This is a genomic window from Streptomyces sp. NPDC014889 (genome assembly GCF_043081205.1).
Lineage (GTDB): Bacteria > Actinomycetota > Actinomycetes > Streptomycetales > Streptomycetaceae > Streptomyces.
In genome coordinates, this window is record NZ_JBIBWH010000017.1 from 123,970 (window position 1) to 146,375 (window position 22,406).

The 22,406-nt window shown below is 72.6% G+C and carries 25 protein-coding genes; 10 read left to right on the forward strand and 15 right to left on the reverse strand.

Going from position 1 to position 22,406, the window contains the following annotated elements; translation table 11 throughout:
- Positions 1–11 precede the first annotated feature (11 nt).
- Complete coding sequence (locus ACF09J_RS29930; protein ID WP_392308582.1) at positions 12–668, reverse strand: DedA family protein; 657 nt, start codon at positions 666–668, stop codon at positions 12–14.
- Positions 669–939: 271 nt separating this feature from the next.
- The gene (locus ACF09J_RS29935) at positions 940–1,392 is read right to left on the reverse strand and encodes a DUF4442 domain-containing protein (RefSeq protein WP_392308583.1); all 453 of its coding nucleotides are present in this window, start codon (positions 1,390–1,392) and stop codon (positions 940–942) included.
- A gap of 131 nt (positions 1,393–1,523) precedes the next feature.
- Between ACF09J_RS29935 and ACF09J_RS29940 the strand changes: the two genes are divergently transcribed.
- Entirely contained in the window at positions 1,524–2,534 is a 1,011-nt protein-coding gene (locus ACF09J_RS29940; protein WP_392308584.1) for a hypothetical protein, read from the forward strand.
- Between the two features lie 44 nt (positions 2,535–2,578).
- On the opposite strand, the gene ACF09J_RS29945 is transcribed toward ACF09J_RS29940, so the two are convergent.
- Together ACF09J_RS29945 and tuf are read right to left on the reverse strand one after the other, a co-directional pair.
- Positions 2,579–3,424, reverse strand: a complete 846-nt coding sequence (locus ACF09J_RS29945) for a spermidine synthase (RefSeq protein ID WP_392308585.1) — start codon at positions 3,422–3,424, stop codon at positions 2,579–2,581.
- Positions 3,425–3,529: 105 nt separating this feature from the next.
- The gene (tuf, locus tag ACF09J_RS29950) at positions 3,530–4,699 is read right to left on the reverse strand and encodes an elongation factor Tu (protein ID WP_392308586.1); all 1,170 of its coding nucleotides are present in this window, start codon (positions 4,697–4,699) and stop codon (positions 3,530–3,532) included.
- A gap of 314 nt (positions 4,700–5,013) precedes the next feature.
- Between tuf and ACF09J_RS29955 the strand changes: the two genes are divergently transcribed.
- Together ACF09J_RS29955 and ACF09J_RS29960 are read left to right on the forward strand one after the other, a co-directional pair.
- A complete protein-coding gene (locus tag ACF09J_RS29955) occupies positions 5,014–5,808 on the forward strand; it encodes a TVP38/TMEM64 family protein (RefSeq protein ID WP_392308587.1) in 795 nt (264 codons plus the stop codon).
- 132 nt (positions 5,809–5,940) lie between these two features.
- Positions 5,941–6,120, forward strand: coding sequence for a hypothetical protein (locus ACF09J_RS29960; RefSeq protein WP_392308588.1), 180 nt, complete (start codon positions 5,941–5,943; stop codon positions 6,118–6,120).
- A 67-nt stretch (positions 6,121–6,187) separates the two neighbouring features.
- Here the strand turns inward: ACF09J_RS29960 and ACF09J_RS29965 are convergent, their stop codons facing one another.
- Positions 6,188–6,928 (reverse strand): SDR family NAD(P)-dependent oxidoreductase, encoded by a 741-nt coding sequence (locus ACF09J_RS29965; protein WP_392308589.1) that lies wholly within the window; start codon positions 6,926–6,928, stop codon positions 6,188–6,190.
- 173 nt (positions 6,929–7,101) lie between these two features.
- Between ACF09J_RS29965 and lnt the strand changes: the two genes are divergently transcribed.
- On the forward strand, positions 7,102–8,694 hold the full coding sequence (lnt, locus tag ACF09J_RS29970; RefSeq protein WP_392308590.1) for an apolipoprotein N-acyltransferase: 1,593 nt from the start codon (positions 7,102–7,104) through the stop codon (positions 8,692–8,694).
- Here lnt and ACF09J_RS29975 read toward each other — a convergent pair.
- Positions 8,612–9,523, reverse strand: a complete 912-nt coding sequence (locus ACF09J_RS29975; RefSeq protein WP_392308591.1) for a Gfo/Idh/MocA family protein — start codon at positions 9,521–9,523, stop codon at positions 8,612–8,614. The genes lnt and ACF09J_RS29975 overlap by 83 nt on opposite strands.
- A 10-nt stretch (positions 9,524–9,533) precedes the next feature.
- Positions 9,534–10,718 carry an FAD-dependent oxidoreductase gene (locus tag ACF09J_RS29980; RefSeq protein ID WP_392308592.1) on the reverse strand — a complete coding sequence of 395 codons (1,185 nt, stop codon included), beginning with the start codon at positions 10,716–10,718 and terminating at the stop codon, positions 9,534–9,536.
- Positions 10,719–10,826: 108 nt separating this feature from the next.
- On the opposite strand from ACF09J_RS29980, the gene ACF09J_RS29985 reads away from it, so the two are divergent.
- From ACF09J_RS29985 to ACF09J_RS29995, 3 genes are all read left to right on the forward strand, one after another.
- On the forward strand, positions 10,827–11,435 hold the full coding sequence (locus ACF09J_RS29985) for a TetR/AcrR family transcriptional regulator (protein ID WP_392308593.1): 609 nt from the start codon (positions 10,827–10,829) through the stop codon (positions 11,433–11,435).
- 28 nt (positions 11,436–11,463) lie between these two features.
- Entirely contained in the window at positions 11,464–11,979 is a 516-nt protein-coding gene (locus ACF09J_RS29990; RefSeq protein ID WP_392308594.1) for a DinB family protein, read from the forward strand.
- A 126-nt stretch (positions 11,980–12,105) separates the two neighbouring features.
- The gene (locus tag ACF09J_RS29995) at positions 12,106–12,585 is read left to right on the forward strand and encodes a hypothetical protein (protein WP_392308595.1); all 480 of its coding nucleotides are present in this window, start codon (positions 12,106–12,108) and stop codon (positions 12,583–12,585) included.
- Between the two features lie 183 nt (positions 12,586–12,768).
- On the opposite strand, the gene ACF09J_RS30000 is transcribed toward ACF09J_RS29995, so the two are convergent.
- The 7 genes from ACF09J_RS30000 to ACF09J_RS30030 form a co-directional block, all read right to left on the reverse strand.
- Entirely contained in the window at positions 12,769–13,287 is a 519-nt protein-coding gene (locus tag ACF09J_RS30000) for a hypothetical protein (protein ID WP_392308596.1), read from the reverse strand.
- Between the two features lie 95 nt (positions 13,288–13,382).
- Positions 13,383–14,066, reverse strand: a complete 684-nt coding sequence (locus ACF09J_RS30005) for a uracil-DNA glycosylase (protein ID WP_392308597.1) — start codon at positions 14,064–14,066, stop codon at positions 13,383–13,385.
- 89 nt (positions 14,067–14,155) lie between these two features.
- Positions 14,156–15,739 carry an ABC transporter substrate-binding protein gene (locus tag ACF09J_RS30010; RefSeq protein WP_392308598.1) on the reverse strand — a complete coding sequence of 528 codons (1,584 nt, stop codon included), beginning with the start codon at positions 15,737–15,739 and terminating at the stop codon, positions 14,156–14,158.
- A gap of 254 nt (positions 15,740–15,993) precedes the next feature.
- The gene (locus tag ACF09J_RS30015) at positions 15,994–16,746 is read right to left on the reverse strand and encodes an SDR family oxidoreductase (protein WP_392308599.1); all 753 of its coding nucleotides are present in this window, start codon (positions 16,744–16,746) and stop codon (positions 15,994–15,996) included.
- A 12-nt stretch (positions 16,747–16,758) separates the two neighbouring features.
- The gene (gene fabG / locus ACF09J_RS30020) at positions 16,759–17,520 is read right to left on the reverse strand and encodes a 3-oxoacyl-ACP reductase FabG (protein WP_392308600.1); all 762 of its coding nucleotides are present in this window, start codon (positions 17,518–17,520) and stop codon (positions 16,759–16,761) included.
- 125 nt (positions 17,521–17,645) lie between these two features.
- Entirely contained in the window at positions 17,646–18,095 is a 450-nt protein-coding gene (locus tag ACF09J_RS30025) for a DUF3037 domain-containing protein (protein ID WP_392308601.1), read from the reverse strand.
- On the reverse strand, positions 18,092–18,856 hold the full coding sequence (locus tag ACF09J_RS30030; protein WP_392308602.1) for a HipA family kinase: 765 nt from the start codon (positions 18,854–18,856) through the stop codon (positions 18,092–18,094). Before ACF09J_RS30030 ends, ACF09J_RS30025 begins: the two co-directional genes overlap by 4 nt.
- Positions 18,857–19,046: 190 nt before the next feature.
- On the opposite strand from ACF09J_RS30030, the gene ACF09J_RS30035 reads away from it, so the two are divergent.
- Both ACF09J_RS30035 and ACF09J_RS30040 read left to right on the forward strand, forming a co-directional pair.
- A complete protein-coding gene (locus ACF09J_RS30035) occupies positions 19,047–19,532 on the forward strand; it encodes a Rieske (2Fe-2S) protein (protein WP_392308603.1) in 486 nt (161 codons plus the stop codon).
- 83 nt (positions 19,533–19,615) lie between these two features.
- Positions 19,616–20,083: a pyridoxamine 5'-phosphate oxidase family protein gene (locus tag ACF09J_RS30040; RefSeq protein WP_392308604.1), complete on the forward strand. Its 468-nt coding sequence runs from the start codon at positions 19,616–19,618 to the stop codon at positions 20,081–20,083.
- A gap of 102 nt (positions 20,084–20,185) precedes the next feature.
- On the opposite strand, the gene ACF09J_RS30045 is transcribed toward ACF09J_RS30040, so the two are convergent.
- Positions 20,186–21,088, reverse strand: coding sequence for a LysR family transcriptional regulator (locus ACF09J_RS30045; RefSeq protein ID WP_392308605.1), 903 nt, complete (start codon positions 21,086–21,088; stop codon positions 20,186–20,188).
- Between the two features lie 74 nt (positions 21,089–21,162).
- On the opposite strand from ACF09J_RS30045, the gene ACF09J_RS30050 reads away from it, so the two are divergent.
- Positions 21,163–22,218: a DMT family transporter gene (locus ACF09J_RS30050; RefSeq protein ID WP_392308606.1), complete on the forward strand. Its 1,056-nt coding sequence runs from the start codon at positions 21,163–21,165 to the stop codon at positions 22,216–22,218.
- The last annotated feature ends 188 nt before the right edge of the window (positions 22,219–22,406 follow it).

A 22,406-nucleotide genomic window follows, 5' to 3' on the forward strand; every position in this document is an offset into this window, starting at 1 on the left:
GGCCGGCCCGGCTACTCCCCGGCGGGAACCGGTTCCGGCTCCTCGGTCCCGCTCTGCGCGCCGGCCTGCGCCTGCTTCGCCTTGCGCTTGAGCACCAGCATCGAGCCGAGACCGATGAGCACGGCCACCACCAGGCCGAGCCAGGAGAACTTCTTCAGCCAGGATTCGGCCACGACGCCCACGTAGTAGATGACAGCCGTGGTGCCGCCCGCCCAGCAGATGCCGCCGAGGACGTTGGCGACGAGGAACTTCCAGTACGGCATGTGCAGCACGCCGGCCAGGGGGCCGGCGAAGATGCGCAGCAGGGCGACGAAGCGGCCGAAGAACACCGCCCACATGCCCCACTTCTCGAAGGAGCGCTCGGCGGTCGCGATGTGTCCCTCGCTGAAGTGCTTGGGGAACTTCTTCCCCAGCCAGGCGAGCAGCGGCCTGCCGCCCTTGCGGCCGATGGCATAACCGATGGAGTCGCCGACGACCGCGCCGACGGTGGCGCACGCGCCGAGGACGACCGGGTTGATGCCCGCGTGCTGGGAGGACAGCAGGGCCGCGGAGACCAGGACGATCTCGCCGGGCAGCGGGATGCCCAGGCTCTCCAGACCGATCACCAGACCGACCAAGGCGTAGACGGCGGCCGCGGGTACCGTGTCGAGCCACTCCTGGACGTGCACCGCCGGTTCCTCCCCGTTTCGCGTCCTTGTGCTGCTGCGGAGCGCCGCGCGACGCGCCCCTGGGGAAGCCTACCCGTTCGGCCCGGCCGGGCGGCCCGCGCGGATCGCGCCCGCGTTCCCGGCCGCCACCGGGCGGCTCCCGAGCATCGCGCCGTCGTTCCCGGCCGTCACCGGGCGGACCGGCGCCGCCGCCTCAGGGGGGCGCCGGGTGTCCGCCTCGGTGCTGTGCGGACCAGCGCCCCCCGGCCTGGCGGAGGGTGACGGCAGCCGCTCAGCCGTTGGGCCGCAGGGTCCAGACGACGGTCATCTCTCCCGTCACGTCTCCGTCCGCGCGCCGGATCTCGACCGACACCGGGAACTCCGGCCGCTGTCCCGCGTCCAGCTCCGCGACGACGTCGGCGGCCGGGCGGCCCAGGGTCGCGGTGGCGGTGACGGCCCCCATGGCCAGCTTCCGGTAGGCGATCTCGGCCCGTACGGCGAGCGGCACGGCCCGCGAGAGCTGGTCGCCGAACGCGGCCAGCACGATGGCCCCGCTCGCGGACTCCCCCAGCGTGAACATCGCGCCGGCGTGCGGCCCGCCCACGTGGTTGTGGTAGTCGGCCTGGTCCGGCAGGGCCACCACCGCCTTCTCCGGCGTGGTCTGACGGAACTCGAGGTTCAGGGTCCGTGCCATCGGCACGGTGGCGGCGAGCATCTCGCCGATCGACATCTGGTCAGCGCTCATGCCGGAATGTTACTCATCGGTAGCCCGTTCGGGCCAGACCCCGCGGACCGTCGGCCGCATGCGTCACTGGTACGTCCCTGACAACCGGCGGTGACCGAATCGTGTCCCTGGCGCCACTAGGGTTACTGCCCATGTGGCCAGGACAGCAGCCGCCCGGGGGCGAGCAGAACCCGCAGAACAACCCGTATCAGCAGCCGGGATATCAACAGCCGAATCCCTATCAGCAGCCCGGCTACCAGCAGCCCAACCCATATGCTCAGCAACCGCAGTGGGGCGCACCCACACAGATAGGCGGCCCCGAGTCGCCGAAGCAGCCCGGCGGGGGCGGCGACCGGACGAAGCTCGTCGCGATCCTCTGCGTCACGGCCGTGGCGCTGACCGCCGCGGTGACCGGCTTCCTGGTGCTCGGCGGGAACAAGGACGACAAGGCCGACGGCGGTTCGAACGACACCAAGTCCAGCCCGTCGCCCACTGCTTCGGCCTCCGCCGACCCGAGCGCCTCGGACTCGGCCTCGGACGACAACCCGCGCGGCACGGAGACCGAGAAGCCGACGATCCCCGGCTGGAAGGTCGTCGTGAACCCCAAGCGGGGAGTCGCCTTCGACGTCCCGACCGACTGGGAGGTCCAGTCGGCCGGGTTGAGCATCGGCTTCGAGGACAAGAACGGCAAGCCGCTCGCCATCATGTCCGGGGTAGCCGAGTACAAGACCAAGTGGTGCACGTCCGACGACGACAAGGACGGCCGCGAGGAGGACACGTCGCTCGCCGCGGCGGGCACCAAGGGTGCCGACGGCGCCAAGGACACCGACGAGGTGGCCGTGAACACGGTGGGCTGGTGGGTCTACGGCGGCTACACCCAGCCCGACAAGAAGAGCCTGACGTTCGACCAGAAGGCCAAGCCCTACACGACCACGTCGGGCATCAAGGGCAGCATCGCCTGGGCCCAGTCGAGCAACACGCCCCAGAAGGGCAAGTGCGCGAGCGACGGCAAGGCGCTCTCCTTCGGCTTCAAGAACTCCGCCGGGGACTTCGTGTCCTGGAACTTCTACGGCGCCAAGGGTGTGGGCGAGGAGGTCCCCACGGCGACCATCATGAAGATCCTCAGCACGGTCCGGCTGCACGGAACCCCGACCGGGGGCTGACCGTCGGCCGGCCGGCACCCGCGGCGGCGCCCGGGCGGCACCGGTCAGCCGATGCCGAACGCGCCCTCCGGAGGCTCGGGCGACGGTACGGCCCCGTCGTCCGGAACCGGCTCGGCGCTCCCGGTGAACTCCCGCAGTGCGGCGCCGTGTTCGACACGGGCCGGGAACGCGTCGGAGGCGGTCCGCCGGGTCAGCGCGGCCACGTCGAGGGGGCGATGTGCGGCGATCAGCACCGCGTTGCCGAAGCGGCGGCCGCGCAGCACCGCGGGTTCGGCGATCAGCGCAATCTCCTCGAACACCACCGCGAGGGTGGCGAGTTGGGAGCGCAGGAAGGCGAACGGAGCGGAGTCGGCGAGGTTGGCGAGGTAGACGCCGTCGGGGCGCAGCACGCGCTCCGCCTCGCGGACGTAGCCGAGGGACGTGAGATGGGCCGGCACCCGGGAGCCGCCGAAGACGTCCGCGATCAGGACGTCCGCCGAGTCGTCGGGGGCGGCCTCCAGCCAGGCGCGGGCGTCGACGGTGTGCAGCGAGACATCGGCGCCGTCCGGCAGCGGCAGATGGGCGACGACCAGCTCCAGCAGGCCGCGGTCGGCCTCGACGACGTCCTGCCGGGAACCGGGCCGGGTCGCGGCCACGTACCGCGGCAGCGTGAGGGCGCCACCGCCGAGGTGCAGCACGTCCAGCCGGGAGCCCGGCTCCGCGACCGTGTCCAGGGCGTGGCCGAGCCGCCGCGCGTACTCGAACTCCAGGTGGGCGGGCGCGTCCAGGTCGACGTACGACTGCGGCGCGCCGTCCACGGTCAGCAGCCAGGCCCGCTCGCGGTCGACGTCGGGCATCAGCTTGGCGGTCCCCTGATCGACGGCTCGGCTCACGGGTATCGACTCCATCACGCGTCCATTGTGCCGGTCCGTCACACCCGGCACGGTCCCTCGCTCCCCAGGTGGGGGGGACCGCACGGCCGGCGGACACCGGCCGTGCGGTCCCCTTCGGACGGCTCACACGACAGCGGTCACGGTCCCCGCTCCGACGGTGCGGCCGCCCTCACGGATGGCGAAGCCCAGCCCCGGCTCCAGGGGCACCTCGCGCCCCAGCTCCACCGTGATCGTGACCGTGTCGCCGGGCCGCGCGACGGCCGCCTCGCCGAGGTCCACGTCGCCCACCACGTCCGCCGTGCGGATGTAGAACTGCGGCCGGTAGCCGGTGGCCACCGGTGTCGTACGGCCGCCCTCACGCGCCGACAGCACGTACACCCGCGCGGTGAAGCGCCGGCGCGGGACCACGCTGCCCGGCGCCGCGACGACGTGCCCGCGGCGGACCGCGTCACGCGGCACCCCGCGCAGCAGCAGCGCCACGTTGTCCCCGGCCTGCGCCTCCTCCATGGGCTTGCCGAAGGTCTCCAGGCCGGTGACCACCGTCTCCAGGCCGGCGCCGAGCACCTCGACCCGGTCGCCGACGCGGACCGTGCCGCGCTCGACCGCGCCCGTCACCACGGTTCCGCGGCCGGTGATGGTGAGCACGTTCTCCACCGGCAGCAGGAACGGCGCGTCCAGGTACCGCTCGGGCATCGGCACGTAGGTGTCCACCGCGTCGAGCAGCGCCTCGATCGACGCCGTCCAGCGCGAGTCGCCCTCCAGTGCGCGAAGGCCGGAGACGCGGACGACGGGGACCGCGTCGCCGCCGAAACCGTGTGCGGTGAGCAGGTCGCGGACCTCCAGCTCGACGAGGTCGATGAGTTCCTCGTCGCCGGCGTCGGCCTTGTTGAGGGCGACGACGATGTGGTTCACACCCACCTGCCGGGCGAGCAGCACGTGTTCGGCGGTCTGCGGCATGATCCCGTCGAGCGCGGAGACGACGAGGATGGCGCCGTCGAGCTGCGCGGCCCCCGTCACCATGTTCTTGACGTAGTCGGCGTGGCCGGGCATGTCCACGTGCGCGTAGTGCCGGGTGTCGGTCTCGTACTCGACGTGCGCGATGTTGATGGTGATGCCGCGCGCGGCCTCCTCCGGGGCCCGGTCGATGCGGTCGAACGGGACGAAGGCGCCGGAGCCGCGCTCGGCCAGCACCTTGGTGATGGCGGCGGTCAACGTGGTCTTGCCGTGGTCGACATGACCCATCGTGCCGATGTTCAGGTGCGGTTTGGTGCGTACGTACGCCGTCTTGGGCATGGCTGTCACCTCGAAGCCTGGTAGGTGCTGCGCTGCGGGACCCCACGGGATGGCCGACCCTCCCCCTGAGGGGTCCGCCGGACGGTCCGGGGAGGGTCAGCTTCGGGCGCCGTCGACTGCGGCGACGAGGATCAGGACGGCAGCCTCCGGTGCATCCGCGACCGCGGATGCTGCGAGGACGAAGGCGTGCCGGAACATGGCACCGATCATTCACGAGATCCCGGCCGCCCGTCGAACGGTTTTCGGGGCGGTGAACACCTCTCGTGCGCCGGGCCGTGCGGCGATCACTCTCATCCGTCCGCTAATGTCACCGAATGCTCGATGCCACCACCCGCTCTGGGGGCACCGCCACAGCCTCTCCCCGGGCCGCCGCCACCGAGCCGGCCGCCGCCGTCACCACGGCCCCGCCGGTCCCGGTCGTCCCGTCCGCGTCCGCTCCTGCCGCCCGCTGGGCGCGTGCGCTCCTGTCGCCCTGGGCACGGCTCTCCCTCCTGCTCGTCCTGCTCACGGCGGCCGGAGTGTCCGTGCTGCTCTTCGAGCCGCAGCGCCTGCTGGCGCACGGCTGGCCGCCGCAACTGGGCGGGGTCGCCGCGGCGGTGGTGTTCGCGGCGGCGTACGGCCTGTGCACGGTGGCGTTCGTGCCACGGCCCCTGCTGAACCTGGCCGCGGGCGCCCTGTTCGGCTCGCAGCTGGGACTCGCGGCGGCGCTGGCCGGCACGGTCCTGGGCGCCGGGGCGGCCTTCGGCCTCGGCCGCGTGCTGGGCCAGGACGCGCTGCGGCCGCTGCTGCGCGGCCGGCTCCTGACGGCGGCGGACGGGCAGCTCAGCCGGCACGGCTTCCGTTCGATGATGGCGGCCAGGCTCTTCCCGGGCGTCCCGTTCTGGGCCGCCAACTACTGCGCCGCCGTCTCCCGCATGGGCTGGACCGCGTTCCTCCTCGCCACGGCCCTCGGCTCGATCCCGAACACCGCCGCGTACGCCGTCGCCGGGGCCCGCGCCTCCGCACCGACGTCTCCGGCCTTCCTCCTGGCGATGGCCTGCATCGTGGTACCGGCCGTGCTCGGCACGGCGATCGCCTGGCGCAAGCGCCACCACCTGCGGCGCCGCTGACGGCGCCGCACGCGTACGCGTGCCCGGCGACCGTTCGGCGCGGCGGCCGGGACGCGCACCCGTGACCGAGTCCATACGGCCGCTGTAGCCGTCCGGTAGCGCAGTGTCAGTCCTTGCCCCTAGGCTGTGGCCATGTTCCTCGATTCAGTGGCCCCTGGTTCCGTGCGGTCTGCCGCCGAGCTGAACGAGCAGATCCGGTCGCTGTGGCTGCGCTCAGGCGGGTCCCTGTCGGCCCAGGAGCGCACGGCGTACGAGTTACTGGTGGTCGAGTGGGCCGCCGCGATGCGGGACGAACTCATCGCGGCCGCCTGACGTCCCCGGTCCACGGGCGGTCGCCGCACCGGCCCGGGCCGGCCGGGCCCCGCGGCCCGGTTCCGGCTCAGCGTCCGCCCGACACCCGCAGCACCGCTCCCGTCGTGTAGGAGGCGTCCGGTGACATCAGCCAGGCGACGGCCGCGGCGATCTCCTCCGCACGGCCCGCCCGGCCCAGTGGGACGGTTCCGGCCACCCGCCGCACCCGCTCCGGGTCGCCCATCGCCGCGTGCATCTGGGTGTCGATCAGGCCGGGCGCGACCGCGTTGACGCGGATGCCGTCCGGGCCGAGCTCCTTGGCCAGGCCGAGGGTGAAGGCGTCCACGGCCGCCTTGGTCGCGGCGTAGTGGACGAACTCCCCGGGACTGCCGAGCGTGGCGGCCGCCGACGACACGTTCACGATCGCGCCGTGCTTCCGGGGCGCCATCAGCTGGGCCGCACGGCGCGAACACAGCAGTGTGCCCAGAAGGTTGACGTCCACGACGCGCCGCAGGTCGGCGGTGTCGGTGTCGGCGAGCCGGCCCAGCGGCCCGCTCACCCCGGCGTTGTTCACCAGCCCCGTCACCGGTCCTAGCCGCTCCTCCGCCATGGCGAAGAGCCGCTCGACGTCCGCCTCCACCGAGGTGTCCATCCGCACGGTCACCCCCCGCGCGCCGGCCTCGAGCACCTCGTCGGCCACCGCCTCGGCGGCCGCGGTGTCATCGACGTACCCCACGACCACGTCGTGCCCGTCGGCCGCGAGCCGCCGGCAGATCGCGGCCCCGATGCCCCGGCCACCGCCGGTGACGACTGTCACGAGACGTTTCATTGGGACCTCCGCAGCACCGAGCGACCACACCCCATGTGATCATCCTAGGACCGCTGCCGCCCGGGCGCGGAGGCAAGGATTCCGGGCCCCGCCGGGACCTCCGGAGGGGATCTTCCGGGGCGCCTGCGGGACGGGCACACTGGAGCCATCCGTGGGGGGTAGGAGGGCACCGTATGAAGACGTTCGGCCGGTGGCTCACCTCCCCGTGGCAACGCTCGGTGCTCGCCGCGCTCGCGGGCGCCCTGTTCGTGTTCGCTTTTCCCGCCCCGTCCCTGTGGTGGTTCGCCTACGTCGCGCTGGTCCCGTGGATCCTGCTCACCCGCTCCGCTCCGACCGGGAAGCGGGCGGCTTACGACGGCTGGTTCGGCGGGCTGGGGTTCATGCTGGCCGTCTTCCACTGGCTGCTGCCGAACCTGAACGTGTTCACCGTCGTGCTCGCGGCGCTGATGGGCCTGCTGTGGGCGCCCTGGGGCTGGCTGGTGCGGCGGTTCCTGGCGGGGACGCCCTCACCGGGACGGGCCGCGGCAGCGCTGGTCGTGCTGCCGTCGGCGTGGCTGACGATCGAGCTCGTCCGGTCCTGGCAGGGCCTCGGCGGGCCGTGGGGCATGCTGGGCTCCAGCCAGTGGCAGGTGGCCCCGGCGCTGCGGCTGGCCTCGGTGGGCGGAGTGTGGCTGCTGAGCTTCCTCGTGGTGGCCGTCAATGTCGCCGTCGCGCTGCTGGTGCCCCGGCAGGCGGCGGTCGCGCTCCGCGCGTCCCGGGTGACCGCGGTGGCCGGCCTTGCGGCCATGGCCGCGGCGACCTCCGCGGTGTGGGTGTGGGCGCCGCGCCCCGACGCCGACGGCCACGTCCGGATCGCCGTCGTGCAGCCGGGCGTCGTGGCCGGTATCGAGAGCGGGCAGCGGCGGTTCGACCTGGAGGAGCAGCTGACCCGCCGGCTGGTGGGACAGCACCCCGACCTGGTCGTCTGGGGCGAGAGCAGCGTCGGCTTCGACCTGGGCCACCGGCCGGACCTGGCGCGGCGGACAGCGGCCCTGTCCCGCGAGACCGGCGCCGACGTGCTCGTCAACGTGGACGCCCGGCGCTCCGACCGGCCGGGCATATACAAGAGCTCGGTCCTCGTCGGACCGGACGGCCCGACCGGCGAGCGCTACGACAAGATGCGGCTCGTCCCGTTCGGCGAGTACATACCGGCCCGCTCGGTGCTCGGCTGGGCGACCTCCGTCGGCAGGGCCGCGGGCGAGGACCGCGAGCGGGGCACCCATCAGGTGGTGATGAACGTCGGCCACGGCCTGCGTATCGGCCCGATGATCTGCTTCGAGACGGCGTTCCCCGACATGAGCCGGCACCTCGCGCAGGACGGGGCGCAGGTGCTGCTCGCGCAGTCCTCGACCTCGACCTTCCAGCAGAGCTGGGCCCCCGAGCAGCACGCGTCGCTGGCCGCGCTGCGCGCCGCCGAGACCGGGCGGCCGATGGTGCACGCGACGCTGACGGGCGTGTCCGCGGTGTACGGGCCGCGCGGGCAGCGCGTCGGCTCCTGGCTGGGCACGGACGAGAGCACCGCGCGCGTGTACGATGTGCCGACCGCGCACGGCGTCACTCTGTACGTCCGCTTCGGCGACTGGCCGGCGCACGGCGCGCTGCTGGTGCTGGCCGTGCTGGGGGCGACGGAGAGCGCGCGGGCGCTCAGGCGGCGCCGGCGCGCTCCAGAACCGTCCGCACCACCCGTTCGCACAGTTCGTGGGTCTCCAGCGCGTCACGGGCACTGAGCACCTTCCCGGCGCGTACGGCGTCGAGGAAGAACAGCACGGCCTGCTCGATGCCCCGCTGGCGGGCGACGGGCACCCAGTCGCCCCGTCGGCGCACGGTCGGCTGCCCCTTGTGGTCGACGGTCTCGGCGAGGTTCACCACCTGCCGTTTGGTGTCCTGCCCGGAGACCTCGAGGATCTCCTCCGCCGAGCCGCTGAGCCGGTTCATCACGCCGAGCGCGGTGAATCCGTCCCCGGCGAGCTGCAGCACGACGTGGTGCAGCAGACCGTCACGCACACGCGCGCGTACGGTGACGTCGTCGACCTGGCCCGGCACCAGGAACCGCAGGGTGTCCACGACGTGGATGAAGTCGTCGAGGATCATCGTGCGCGGTTCCTCGGGCAGCCCGACGCGGTTCTTCTGCATCAGGATCAGCTCACGGGGATGGTCGGCGCACTGGGTGTAGCCGGGTGCGTGACGCCGGTTGAAGCCGACCATGAGCGAGACGTCCCGCTCCTCGGCGAGGCCGACCAGGCGGGCGGAGTCGGCGAGTTCGTAGGCGAGCGGCTTGTCCACGTACACCGGCACACCCGCCTCCAGGAGCCTGGTGACGATCTGCGGGTGGACGGCGGTGGGCGCGTGCACGAAGGCGGCGTCGAGGCCCTGGGCGAGCAGGGAGTCCAGGTCGGTGTGGCGCCGCTGAGCGGGCAGGTGCAGGCTGTCGGCGACCCGCTGGAGCGTCGCGGGTGTCCGGGTCTGCAGGTGCAGGTCGATCCCGGGCTGGAAGCCGAGGACCGGCAGGTACGCCTTCTGCGCGATGTCGCCGAGTCCGATGCAGCCGACCTTCACCTGGGCTCCTTCACCGCTCCGCCGTGCCTGACTGCACGGCAGCATACGGGGACTGCGGCGGACGCCAGTCGGCGATGCCGTCGAATCCGCGCAGCAGCAGGTCCGGGCTGATCCTGGACAGCGCCGCGATCGCGCCGTCACGCAGGAAGATCCCGGCGCGGTTGCGCATCAGGTTCAGCCGCGCGGCCCTGACGGCCTGGCGGGCGATCGCGGTCGTGCGGGGCAGCCGGGCCGCGGTGTGGGCGGCGAGATCGTCGGCGTGGTGGGCGAGGACGACGGCGTCCTCGATGGCCTGGTTGCCGCCCTGTCCGAGGTTCGGCGGCATGGCGTGGGCGGCGTCGCCGATGAGCACGGTCCGGCCGCGGTGGTGGGCGGGCAGCGGCCGGGCGATGTGGTGGACGTCGTGGCGCAGCACGTCCTCGGGGCGGGCGGCGGCGAGAACGGCGGGGATCGGGTCGTGCCAGTGGCCGAAGCGGCGCAGGAGTTCGGCCTTCTCGTCGTCGGCCGCGCGCTGTCCGGCGGGCGTGACGGCGGCGGCGTACGCGTAGACCCTGCCGTCCTTGAGCGGGTGCGTGCCCCACAGGCATCCCCTGCCCCAGGTCTCGTGGGAGGCGAACTCGGCGCCGGGCACGGGGATCACGACCCGCCAGGTGGTGAATCCGGCGTAGACGGCCCCGGGCCGGTCCGGGAACAGCGTGCGGCGCACCGCGGAGTGCACACCGTCGGCGGCCACCACCAGGCCGGCCTCCAGGTCGCCGTCGGGGGTGCTCACGCGGGCCGGGCGGCCGTCGTCACCGGGGTCGGCGAGGCGCGCCTCGGCGGCCGTGCGGACGGTGCCGGGCGGGAGGAGGGCGGCCAGGGTGTCGATCAGGGTGGCGCGGTGCAGCAGGACGAGGGGGCCGCCGAACCGCTCGGCCGCCGCGGCGGCGTCCGTCCTGGTGATCCAGCGGCCGGACGGGCTGCGCAGTCCGCCCTCGCCCTGCCAGGCGGCGAGATCGCGGATCCGGTCGCCGACGCCGAGGACGTCCAGGGCGCGCAGGGAATTCGGGGAGAGCGAGATGGCGGCGCCGACGGGCTCCAGGGAGGGTGCCCGTTCCAGCACGGTGACCTGCCGGCCGGCGAGGTGCAGGGCCGCGGCCGCGGTGAGTCCTGCGATGCCGCCGCCGATGACGACGACGCGTGGCTGCTGGGGCATGGCTCCTCCTGCATGGTGAGACTACGCCTGTAGTGACCCGGTGACCCGACGATACTACGGACGTAGTGCGTTGCACTACGGGTGTAGTCGCCGGGTAGGTTGATCTCCATGTCCGCACGTCCCGAAAGCGCCCAGCGCGCCGATCTCGTCGCCGACACCGCGCTCGCCCTGCTCGCCGAGCGCGGGATGCGCGGTCTGACGCACCGGGCGGTCGACGAGAGGGCCGGGTTGCCGCAGGGCTCGACGTCGAACCTCGCCCGCACCCGGCAGGCCCTGCTGGAACTGGCGGTGCGCCGGCTGGCCGAGCGGGAGGCGCGGGTGCTGGCGCTGCACGAGATGCCGGACCCGCGCACCGGAGGTCTCGACTCGCTGGTGGACGGACTGGCACTGGCCACCCACCGCGCCCTGACCCGCAACCGGGCCCTGACCCTCGCCCGCTACGAACTCTCCCTGGAGGCCACCCGCCGCCCCGAACTGCGCTCCTACTTCGACGCGGCCGGCGCCCGCTTCCGCGACCAACTGAGCGCGCTGGTCACGGCCATGGGCTCGACCGCCCCGGAGCGGCACGTACTGTCCCTGGTCGCCTGGGCGGACGGGCTCATGTACTCCTGCGTGGCGGGGTCCTTCCACGCCCGGGTACCGGAACTGGACGAACTGCGGGCAGGACTACGGGAGTTGCTGGACGGAATGTTCGGCGCCGGAAAACCCTTGGCGTGACGGCCCGGGCGCGGTCCAGGATCGGGGCATGACGACCGAGCGACGACGAGAGCCCGCCCAGAACGCCTCCGAACGCGCGATGCTGGAGGGCTGGTTGGACTACCACCGGCAGACGCTGGCATGGAAGTGCGAGGGCCTGACCGACGAGCAGTTGCGCACCGCGTCCGCGAAGCCCTCCGAACTCACCCTGATGGGTCTGGTGCGGCACATGGCCGAGGTGGAGAGGCACTGGTTCCGCGATGTGCTCGTGCTGGACGCCCCCGGACCGATCTACTACAGCGAAAAGGACCCGGACGGCGAGTTCCACGTCACCGAGGCGGACACCTGGGCGGAGGCGTACGCGACCTGGCAGTCCGAGATCGAGACCGCCCGCCGCAACGCCGCCGGCCTCGGCCTGGACGAGCTGTCGCAGGGCAGGAGCGCGCACACCGACGAACCGTTCAACCTGCGGTGGATCTACACCCACATGATCGAGGAGTACGCCCGGCACAACGGGCACGCCGACCTGCTCCGCGAGCGGATCGACGGAGCGGCCGGGGACTGAACCCGGCACCCGGCGTCAGCCGCGGGCGCGGTGGCACACCCCTTACGGGGCGCAGGATCACCCGTCCGTGGCATCCTCCGCCCGACCGCGTTCCGACCGCGCCCCGGAGCGAGCAGAGTTGCGCGGGTGCATCGTACGACGACCACCGCAACGCTCCTGGTCTCCGTGGCCGTCTCGGCCCTCTCCGGCTGTGTCACGGTCCAGCGGCCGCCGGCGCCCGGCCCGGCGGCGGCCAGCACCTCGCTCTCGGTCCCGCGCCCGGACGGCAGCGCCGGGCACCCGGCCGTGCAGGCACCCGCCCGCGAGGCCCTGGAGCGCATCGGCGACCCGCACCACTCCTCCACCCCGGCCACACCACCCCGGGCGCCCTCCGAGGCGGCCCCGCGCGGCGAGCGGCAGCCCCCGCCGGCCCACCCCACCGGCCGGCCCCCGGCGCATACGGCCCCCCGGCACCCCCGGCCCGCGTCTCCACCGCGGACCCACCTCCCCGGCACCAGGCACGCCCTGCCGCCGAACACGGACCTCTGCGCCCTCGGCAGGCAGTACGGCGGCTGGAAACCGGACAGCCCGGAAACCAGGATCTGCCGCCAGACGTACGACCGCTGACCACCGCCCGGCCCCACGCCGAGGCGCACGGCGCAGGCCCCACCGCGACCCGGAGGCGAACACGCGCCGTCGGACGTACGTCCGACGAGAAAGACGCCCTGGAGCCCCACCGCGCGACGCCCGCCGTGCGGCACCGCGCGGGCGGTGAGTCGGTCGGAATCCAGCCCCCGTGTCAGACACCCCCTAAGACCGCTGCCGCGGTGGGCCCCCCGGCTCCGGGCCGGGTCCGTCCTCGCCCAGTCGCAGCGCGAGGCGGTGGATGGCCGAGCGGACGCCGTCGCCGTAGCTGTCGCGGCCGAGCGCGTCCGCCGCGCTGCGGGCGTGGTGGAGGTGGTCCCGGGCGGCCTCGCGGTGGTCGAGTTTCGCGTAGTCGGCGGCCAGGTTGAGATGCAAGGACGGGTACAGGGCGCGGGCCGCGGGCGCGCCCTCACGCTCGGCGCGCCGGTCCCCCGTGAGCTCCTGGGCCGCCGAGAGCGCCCTGAGGTCCCAGGCCAGCTCGTCCGCGGGGTCGTCCTGGGTGTCGGCCATGTAGTGGGCCAGCGTGCACCGGTGCAGGGGATCGCCGTCCTCGCCGATCTCCGCCCACAGGGCCAGGAAGCGGCCCCGGGCCTCCTCGCGGTCCCCGGCGTGATGCAGCAGGACACCCTGCCCGATCCGTGTCAGCAGGGCGTCCGACGACGCCTGCTCCTGTCGCTCCACCACCGCACGCCCTCCAGGCCTGTCCCCTACCGACGCCTACGCCTACGCCTACGACGCTAACCGCGACCCCCGCCGATCAGGGCGCCCCCGCGCCCACGTCACCCCAGGTTCGGGATCCGCCAGTCGATCGGCTCGTGCCCCTGCCCTGCCACCGCCTCGTTGATCTGCGTGAACGGGTGGGAGCCGAAGAACTTCTTCGCCGACAGCGGCGACGGGTGCGCGCCCTTGATCACCACATGCCGGGACTCGTCGATCAGCGGGAGCTTCTTCTGCGCGTAGTTGCCCCACAGGACGAAGACCGCGGGGTCGGGCCGGCCGGCCACCGCGCGGATCACCGCGTCGGTGAACCGCTCCCAGCCGCGGCCCTTGTGGGAGTTGGCCTCGCCCCCGCGCACCGTGAGCACCGCGTTCAGCAGGAGCACGCCCTGCCGGGCCCACGGCATCAGGTAGCCGTTGTCCGGGATCGGCGTGCCCAGCTCCTCGTGCATCTCCTTGTAGATGTTGCGCAGCGACGGCGGGACCTTCACCCCGGGGCGCACCGAGAAGCACAGGCCGTGCCCCTGGCCCTCGCCGTGGTAGGGGTCCTGACCGAGGATCAGGACCTTGACCTTGTCGTACGGCGTGGCGTCCAGCGCGGCGAAGACCTCCTCGCGCGGCGGGTGGACGGGGCCCTTCGCCCGCTCCTCCTCGACGAACTCGGTCAGCTCCTTGAAGTAGGGCTGCTGCAGTTCGTCGCCCAGAACCCCGCGCCAGGACTCGGGCAGCATGGCGATGTCGGTCACGTCAACGTCCTCACGATGTGCGGTCACTTCCAGTTCTCAGAACCTACAGGCGACCACTGACAACGGGCTCCCGCCCGGGAGAACGCCCCCTACCAGCTTGTCTTCCGGGACAGCTCCCACATCATCATGATCGTCGACGGGTCGAGCGCCCGCTCACCGCCGGAGATGTCCTCGCTGGCGCCGATGTACACCTTGCCCTGCCACAGCGGCACCAGCCGTGCGTCGTTCACCATGATCTGCTGCGCCTGCTGGAACTGCTTCACCACGTTCGCGCGGTCGGCCTCGCGGCGCGACTCGGGCAGCAGCACCTTGGTGATCTCCGGCGCCGGGTAGGGCGTGCCGAGCGCGTTCTGCTCGCCCACGAAGGGCGCGATGAAGTTGTCGGCGTCGGGGAAGTCCGGGAACCAGCCGCGCCCGAACACCGGGTACTCGCCCTTCTGGTAGCCCACGACGTACGTCTTCCAGGGCCGGCTCTTCAGGGTGATCGTGAAGAGGCCGGAGCCGTCGAGCTGCCGCTTGAGCTCCTCGAACTCCTTGGCCGTCTCCGAGCCGTAGCGGTCGGTGGTGTACCAGAAGGTCAGCGGCACCTTCCCGGTGATGCCCGCGTCGGTGAGGATCTTGCGGGCCTTGTCGACGCTGGGGTCCCCGAAGTCGTCGAAGAATCCCGTGGTGTGGCCGGTGAGGCCCTTGGGGACCATGGAGTACAGCGGGTCGACCGTGTCGTCGTAGACGTTGTGCGCGATGGCGGCGCGGTCGACGACCTGGGCGACGGCCTGGCGCACGGCCAGCTTGGCGGACCAGCGGTCCTTCGGGTTGAACACCAGGTAGCTGATGTCGGTGCCGGCGCCCTCGACGAGCTGGAGGTCCTTGGTGTCCTTGCGCTGGAGGGAGATGATGTCTTCGGCGCCCAGGCCCCGGTAGGTGACGTCGATCTGCTTGTCCCGCAGCGCCTTGACCATGGCGGCGGAGTCCTGGAAGTACCGGATGGTCACCGCGTCGTTTCTTCGGTCGGCGAACCCCTTGTAGTGGTCGTTCCTGACCAGCTCCGCCTTCTTCCCCTCGTCGTACGCCTTGAGCGAGTACGGACCGGACCCGTCGACCTGGTTGTCCTCGCGCAGCGAGCGCTCGGGATAGTCGTTGGGGTCCACGATCGACATGGCCGGGGTGGCGAGCACGAACGGGAAGGTGGCGTCGGGCTTGTTCAGTTTGAAGACCACGACCCGGTCGCCGGTCACCTGCACCTGGTCCAGGCTGTCGAGCAGCCCGGCCGGGCCGCCGGCCACGTCGATGGTCCTGATCCGGTCGATCGAGTACTTGACGGCTCGCGCGTCCAGCACGTGCCCGTCGGCGAACTTCATGTCCGGACGCAGCTGGCAGCGGTAGGTCTGGTAGCCGTTGTCGGTGAACTCGCAGCGCTCCGCGGCGTCCGGCTGGGGCGTGGTCGCGCCGTCCGGGTAGGCGAGCAGGGTCTGGTAGATGTTCCGGAAGAGCTCCCAGGAGCCGTCCCAGGACGCAGCCGGGTCAAGGGTGCTGGGGGCGCTCGTGGTCCCGACGACGATGGGTCCCGTGTCCTGCGAGCCCCCGTTGGAAAGGACGCCGCATCCGGCCACCAGGGATATGGCCGCGGTCGCCGCCGCCGGCCGCAGGCATCGCTTCCGGTTGAACACGCGCACGCTCCTCGATCTGCCATGCCAAGGGGACGGGGTCGGCAGACCATACCGCAGAGCCCCACCCGTTGAACCTGCTTCGGAGGGGGCTCTTGATCAGTTCGAAACATGACGACGTTGTCATGGCGACGGGCGGGCGCAAGCCGTCGGCGCGGGCGCCGGTTCCGCCGGCAGAACGTCGACGAAGCGGTATGTCGACGAAGCGACGAAGCGACGGAATCGGCGCCCCGGCGCGCCGCGCCACCCGGGACCGCCGCGGGTCAGCCCACCCCCGCGTTGAGGAAGATGCCGCCGTCGACGACGAGCGTCTGGCCCGTGACCCAGTCGGACTGCGGGGAGGTGAGGAACGCCGCCGCGCCGCCGATGTCGGAGGGCACACCGAGCCGGCCCAGCGGGTAGGAGGCGGCCGCCTCCTCCTCCCGGCCCTCGTACAGCGCCTTGGCGAACCTGGTCTTCACCACGGCCGGCGCGATCGCGTTGACCCGCACCCGCGGCGCGAACTCGTGCGCCAGTTGCTGGGTCAGGTTGATCATCGCCGCCTTGCTGACACCGTAGGCGCCGACGAACGGCGAGGCCGACAGGCCCGCGACCGAGGCGATGTTGACGATCGCGCCGCCGTTGTCCTTCTGCCAGGCGTGCCAGGTCCGCTGCGCGAAGCCGAGCGCGGAGACGACGTTGGTCTCGAAGACCTTGCGGGCCACGTTGAGGTCGAGGTCGGCCATCGGTCCGAACACCGGGTTGGTGCCGGCGTTGTTGATCAGGAAGTCCACCCGGCCGAACGCCTCCATGACGCGTTCGACCACCTCGGCCTGGTGGGCCTCGTCGTGGGCCTTGCCCGCGACCGCGACGGCCCGGTCGGAGCCGAGCTTCTCCACGGCCTCCTTCAGGGCGTCCTCGTTGCGACCGGTGATGCACACCCGGTCGCCCCGGGCGACCAGCGCCTCGGCGATGCCGTATCCGATGCCGCGGCTCGCGCCGGTGACGAGGGCGACCTTGCCGGAAAGTTCAGTCATAGTCCGTGATCCCTAGTCGAGCGGGCCGCCGGCGACGTACAGCACCTGGCCGGAGACGAAGCCGGCCGCGTCGCCGGTGAAGAAGGCGATGGCGTTGGCGACGTCCTCCGGCTCGCCGACGCGCTGCACCGGGATCTGCGTGGCGGCAAGGGCCTTGAAGTCCTCGAAGCCCATGCCGACGCGTTCCCCGGTGGCCTTGGTCATCTCGGTGGCGATGAAGCCGGGGGCGACGGAGTTGGCGGTGACGCCGAACTTGCCGAGCTCCTTGGCGAGGGTCTTGGTGAAGCCCTGCAGACCCGCCTTGGCGGCCGAGTAGTTGACCTGTCCGCGGTTGCCGAGGGCCGAGGACGAGGAGAGGTTGACGATCCGGCCGAAGCCGGCGTCCACCATGTGCTTCTGGCAGGCACGGCTCATCAGGAAGGAGCCACGCAGGTGGACGTTCATGACGGTGTCCCAGTCCGAGACGCTCATCTTGAACAGCAGGTTGTCGCGGAGCACTCCCGCGTTGTTGACCAGGATGGTGGGCGCGCCGAGTTCCTCGACGACGCGCGCGACCGCCGCCTCGACCTGTGCCTCGTCCGAGACGTCGGCGCCGACCGCGACGGCCTTTCCGCCGGCCGCGGTGATCTTCTCCACGGTGTCCTTGCAGGCGGCCTCGTCGAGGTCGATCACGGCGACCGCGCGTCCCTCGGCGGCCAGTCGTACGGCGGTGGCGGCGCCGATTCCGCGCGCGGCACCGGTGACGACCGCGACCCGCTGCTCAGTGGTGGACATTGCTGCTTCTCCTCGCCCTTGAGAGAACCTGATCTATGGTGAGCGACCGCTTAGTACCTTTGGTGGATGCGACGCTAGAAGCCGTGGCACCCGGTGTCAACGGCCCTACGGGTGCATGTGATCCATTACCTCACCAGGAGGTCCAGCAACCGCTCCGCCTCCGCGGCCGGGTCGGTGGTCAGCCCGGTGTGCACCGGACCGGGCTGGACGATGGTGGAGCGGGGCGCGACCAGCCAGCGGAAGCGCCGCCCGGCGTCGTCGCCCGCGGCCTGCCCGGCCGCCGCTCCGCCGGCGCACACGCTCTCGATCGCGGCGAGCGCGGCACGCACGCCCGCGACGTCCGCGTCCGGGTCCAGGGCGAGCAGCCGGGATTCGTCCAGGTGGGTGCGGGCGCCGACGTAGGCGCGGGCGCGGCTGTAGACGAGGACGCCCGCGTTGACGCACTCGCCGCGCTCGACGCGCGGCACGACACGCAGCAGCGCGTACTCGTAGACGTCCCGGTCGTCCGTCCGGCCGGCCCGGACGATGTGGCGGTCGCCCGCCCGGCCGCCTCCGGCGAGGTGACGCTCGTTCACCGGGCCTCCTCGATGCCGTGGATGCGCTCGTGGATCACGGCGGCCCGTGCGAGCAGCGGTCGCGCGTAGGCCCGGCGCAGGTCGTCGGGCGTGTCGAAGCCGGGTTCGCCGGTCAGCCAGGCGTCCGGGACCTCGGCGGTCACCTCGGCGAGCAGGTCCTCGGTGACCAGGGGCGCGAGCCGCCGCGCGGCCACGGCGACGTCCGGTCCGAAGGGCGCGAGGGCATGGTCCGAGGCGTCGTAGGGCCGGACCGCTGAGGCCTGCGCGCCCGGCCAGTTGTGGTGCCAGATCATCGTGGCGCCGTGGTCGATGAGCCACAGCTCGCCGCGCCATCTGAGCAGGTTGGGGTTGCGCCAGGAGCGGTCGACGTTGTTCACCAGCGCGTCGAACCAGACGATCCGGCCCGCCTCCTCGGCGTCCACCGGGAAGGCGAGCGGGTCGAAGCCGAGCGCTCCGGAGAGGAAGTACATGCCGAGGTTGGTGCCGCCGCTGGACCTGAGCAGTTCCTGCACCTGTTCGTCGGGTTCGCCGAGCCCCAGCACCGGGTCGACGTCGACCGTCACCAGGCCGGGCACCCGCAGTCCCAGCCGGCGGGCGAGTTCCCCGCAGACCACCTCGGCGACGAGGGTCTTGCGGCCCTGCCCGGCGCCGGTGAACTTCAGGACGTACGTCCCGAAGTCGTCGCCCTCGACGAGTCCCGGCAGCGAGCCGCCCTCACGCAGCGGGGTGATGTAGCGGGTCGCGATGACGTCCTTGAGCACCGCCCCACTTTACCGGTGCGGTGACGGTGCGTTCGGCGGGCGGCCGATTCACCGCCGCTCGGGGTCCGGACCCCGTCTGAACACCGGATGCCCCTCGCCCGTACCCCTGGACACACCAGGAAGCCCCGCGCGGCACCCACGTGCATCTGCGCGGGCCGCTCGAAAACCATAGGGAGAGGGGAACGTCGGCATGACCAGTGAATCGCTTCACCCCCAGGGGGCTCCGGCCCGCCGCACGGTGGTGGCGGCGGTGGGCGCGGCGGGGATCGCCGCCGCGCTGACCGCGTGCGGATCAAAGGACACGTCCGGCTCCGGTACGTCCACCACCCAGAACGGCTCCGACCCGGCCGGTGGGTCGGGCGGCGACGGCGCCGACGCGGGTCCCGGTGGCGCGGTGCTCGCCAAGACCTCCGACATTCCCGAGGGCGGCGGCAAGGTCTTCGGCAGCCAGGGCGTGGTGGTCACGCAGCCGGCGAAGGGCGAGTTCAAGGCGTTCTCCTCCACCTGCACCCACCAGGGGTGCGCGGTGAACCGGATCGCCGACGGCGTGATCGTCTGCCCGTGCCACCAGAGCGAGTTCTCCGCCGAGGACGGCAGTGTGAAGAAGGGCCCGGCCCTGAAGCCGCTGCCCGCCAAGGACATCTCGGTCGCGGACGGGGAGATCAGGCTCGCCTGACGCCACCGGAGGGTGGGGCGGGTCGTAGCGGGGGGCCGTCGGAGGGTGCCCCCCGCGCATGGGAGAGGGGAAGAGAGAGCCGCATGACCGTCACTCAGCGCCGGGGCCGGAAAATCATGATGACGCCGGGCGAGCTGGACGAGTTCCTGACCACCCAGCGCACCTGCCGGGTCGCCACCGTGTCGCCCGGCGGCGCTCCGCACGTGAGCGCCCTGTGGTTCGTCTGGGACGGCACCTCGCTGTGGCTCTACTCCGTGGTGCGCAGCAGGCGCTGGGCCGATCTGCGCCGCGATCCGCGGGTCGCGGTGATCGTCGACACGGGCGAGGAGTACGAACAACTGCGGGGCGTGGAGCTGTCCGGCACCGCGGAGTTCGTGGGCGAGGCACCGCGCACCGGGGAGCTGTGCGCCGAACTCGACCTGCCCGAGACGCTGTTCGCCCGCAAGAACTTCGGCCTGGAGGAGTTGCCGTACGACGGCCGGCACGCATGGCTGCGACTGACGCCCGAGAAGATCGTCTCCTGGGACTTCCGCAAGCTGGGCTCGGTGTAGGACACCGGCGGCTCCGCGCAGGACGGGCGGCGGGTCGCGTCTCAGGACGGGCCACGGGGCTCGGGGCAGGACGGGCGGCGGGTGGTGGAGGTGGGCCGCGTCTCAGGCGATCCGCGCTCCCACCGTCCGCAGGGCGTCGACGGCCGCGCGGATGGAGGGCCGGCGGTCGGCGTCGGCACGCCAGACGGCGTAGATGTGCCGCCGCACCGCCTGCCGCACCGGCACGGTCCGTACCCCGGCCGGCAGCGGCCCGCGCCCGAGCCGGGGTGCCACGCACACGCCGAGGCCGGCGGCGACCAGGGCGAGCTGGGTGGCGTGCTCCTCGGCGCGATGGGCGATGCGCGGCTCGACGCCCTTGGAGCGCAGCGTGTCGAGCAGCCACTCGTCGCAGAACTCGGCCTCGCCCCAGGTGACCCAGTCGTCGTCCGCGAAGTCCTCCAGGTCGACCTCGGTGCGGTCGGCGTGCGGGTGCGCGGCGGGCAGTGCCACGTCGGCGGGGTCGTCGAGGATCGCGGCCCGGGTGAGCCCGTCCGGCACGGGCAGCGGTTTGTTGTACCAGTCGAGGACGACGGACAGGTCGACGTCGCCGCGCAGCACGGCGCGCACGGCGGCGGCCGGCTCCATCTCCGCGGTGCGGACCCGCAGGCCGGGGTGCCGGTCGCGCAGACGGGACAGGGCGGCCGGGAACAGTCCGCGCGCGGCGGTCGGGAACGCGCCGAGGCGCAGCTCGCCGACCACCTGTCCGCGCTGTGCCTCCAGGTCGGCCTGGGCGAGCTCGACCTGGGACAGGATGCGCGTCGCGTGCTCGGCGAGCAGCCGTCCGGCGTCCGTGAGCCGAACTCCCCGGCCGTTCTTGGCCAGGAGCTGCTGGCCCACCTCCCGCTCCAGCTTGGCCATCTGCTGGGAGACGGCCGACGTCGTGACGTGCAGTCCCTCCGCGGCGCCGCTGACCGAGCCGTGCCGCGCGAGGGCGTCAAGGGTGCGCAGGCGCTCCAGATTCAACATGTAAGCAATGCTACGAGATGTCGCGCGCGAATCGTCGATTGTGCTACGAGGTCGCGGGCGTGCATCCTACGACCATGAGCAGCACCTCGCCCGACTCCCCGCAGTCCCCGCCCGGCCCCGCAGGACCGGCCCGCCGCCCCGTGCACTGGCGGGTCCGTTTCGCCTTCCTGTCGCTGGTGTGGGGCTTCAGCTTCCTGTTCATGAAGGTGGGCACGAACGGCTTCGCCCCCTTCCAAGTGACGCTCGGGCGGCTGGTGTTCGGCACGGCGGTACTCGCGGTGGCGATGGCGGTGAAGCGGGAGCGGCTGCCGCGCGGCGGGCGGACCTGGGGGCATCTGGCGGTCGCGGCGTTCTTCCTCAACGCGCTGCCGTTCTCACTCTTCGCGTACTCCGAGCTGACGATCCCCTCCACCCTCGCGGGGATCTGCAACGCGACCTCGCCGCTGTGGGGCATGGCGCTGTCCCTGGTCGCCCTCTCCGAGGACCGCCCGACGCGGCTCCGGGTCGCGGGCCTCGGGCTGGGCTTCCTCGGCGTGCTGACGGTGCTCGGCGCATGGCAGGGCTTCCACGGACTGGACGCCGGCGGCACGGCGATGGCGCTGCTGGCCTCGCTGAGCTACCCGGTCGGCTGGATCTACGTCCGGCGCACCCTGGCCGGTTCCAACGAGTCCCACCTGTCCCTGACCGGCGGGCAGTTGCTGCTGGCCACGGTGCAACTGGCCGTCGTCACACCGCTGTTCACCAGCGCACCGCACCATCTGCCCGTCATGCCGCTGCTCGCGATCGCCGCCCTGGGCGCCCTGGGCACCGGCTTCGCGATGCTCGTCCAGTACGGGCTGGTCGCGGAGGTCGGGCCGACCACGGCCCAGATGGTCACGTATTTCGTCCCGGTGATCGCCACCGCCGCCGGCGTCGCCGTGCTCGGCGAGACGCTCACCTGGTCGACCCCGGTGGGCGCGGTGATCGTCCTGGCGGGCGCGGCGCTGACGCAGGCCCGCCCGAAGAGCGGCGGTACGTCCGCCCGGCCGGGCACACCGCGGCCGGCCGAGGCGCCCGCCCCCGCCCCGACGACGCCCGAGCCGCCGTCGAGCCCGGAGCCGGCCACGACGGCTCAGCGGCAGATGTCATAGGGCCCTGCCCTGATACCGCCTAGTGCTGGGGCCGGAAAGGTTTGCCGGGAAGCTCGCGGCGTCCGGTGCCGGGGGCACCTCCCACGCCCTTCAGGCAGTGGTCGCAAGGCGGAGCATCGCCCGCGTACTGGATGTACTCGGGTGATGCGACAACGCGGCGAGGTGCCGTGCCGGGCGTCGCGAGCCGG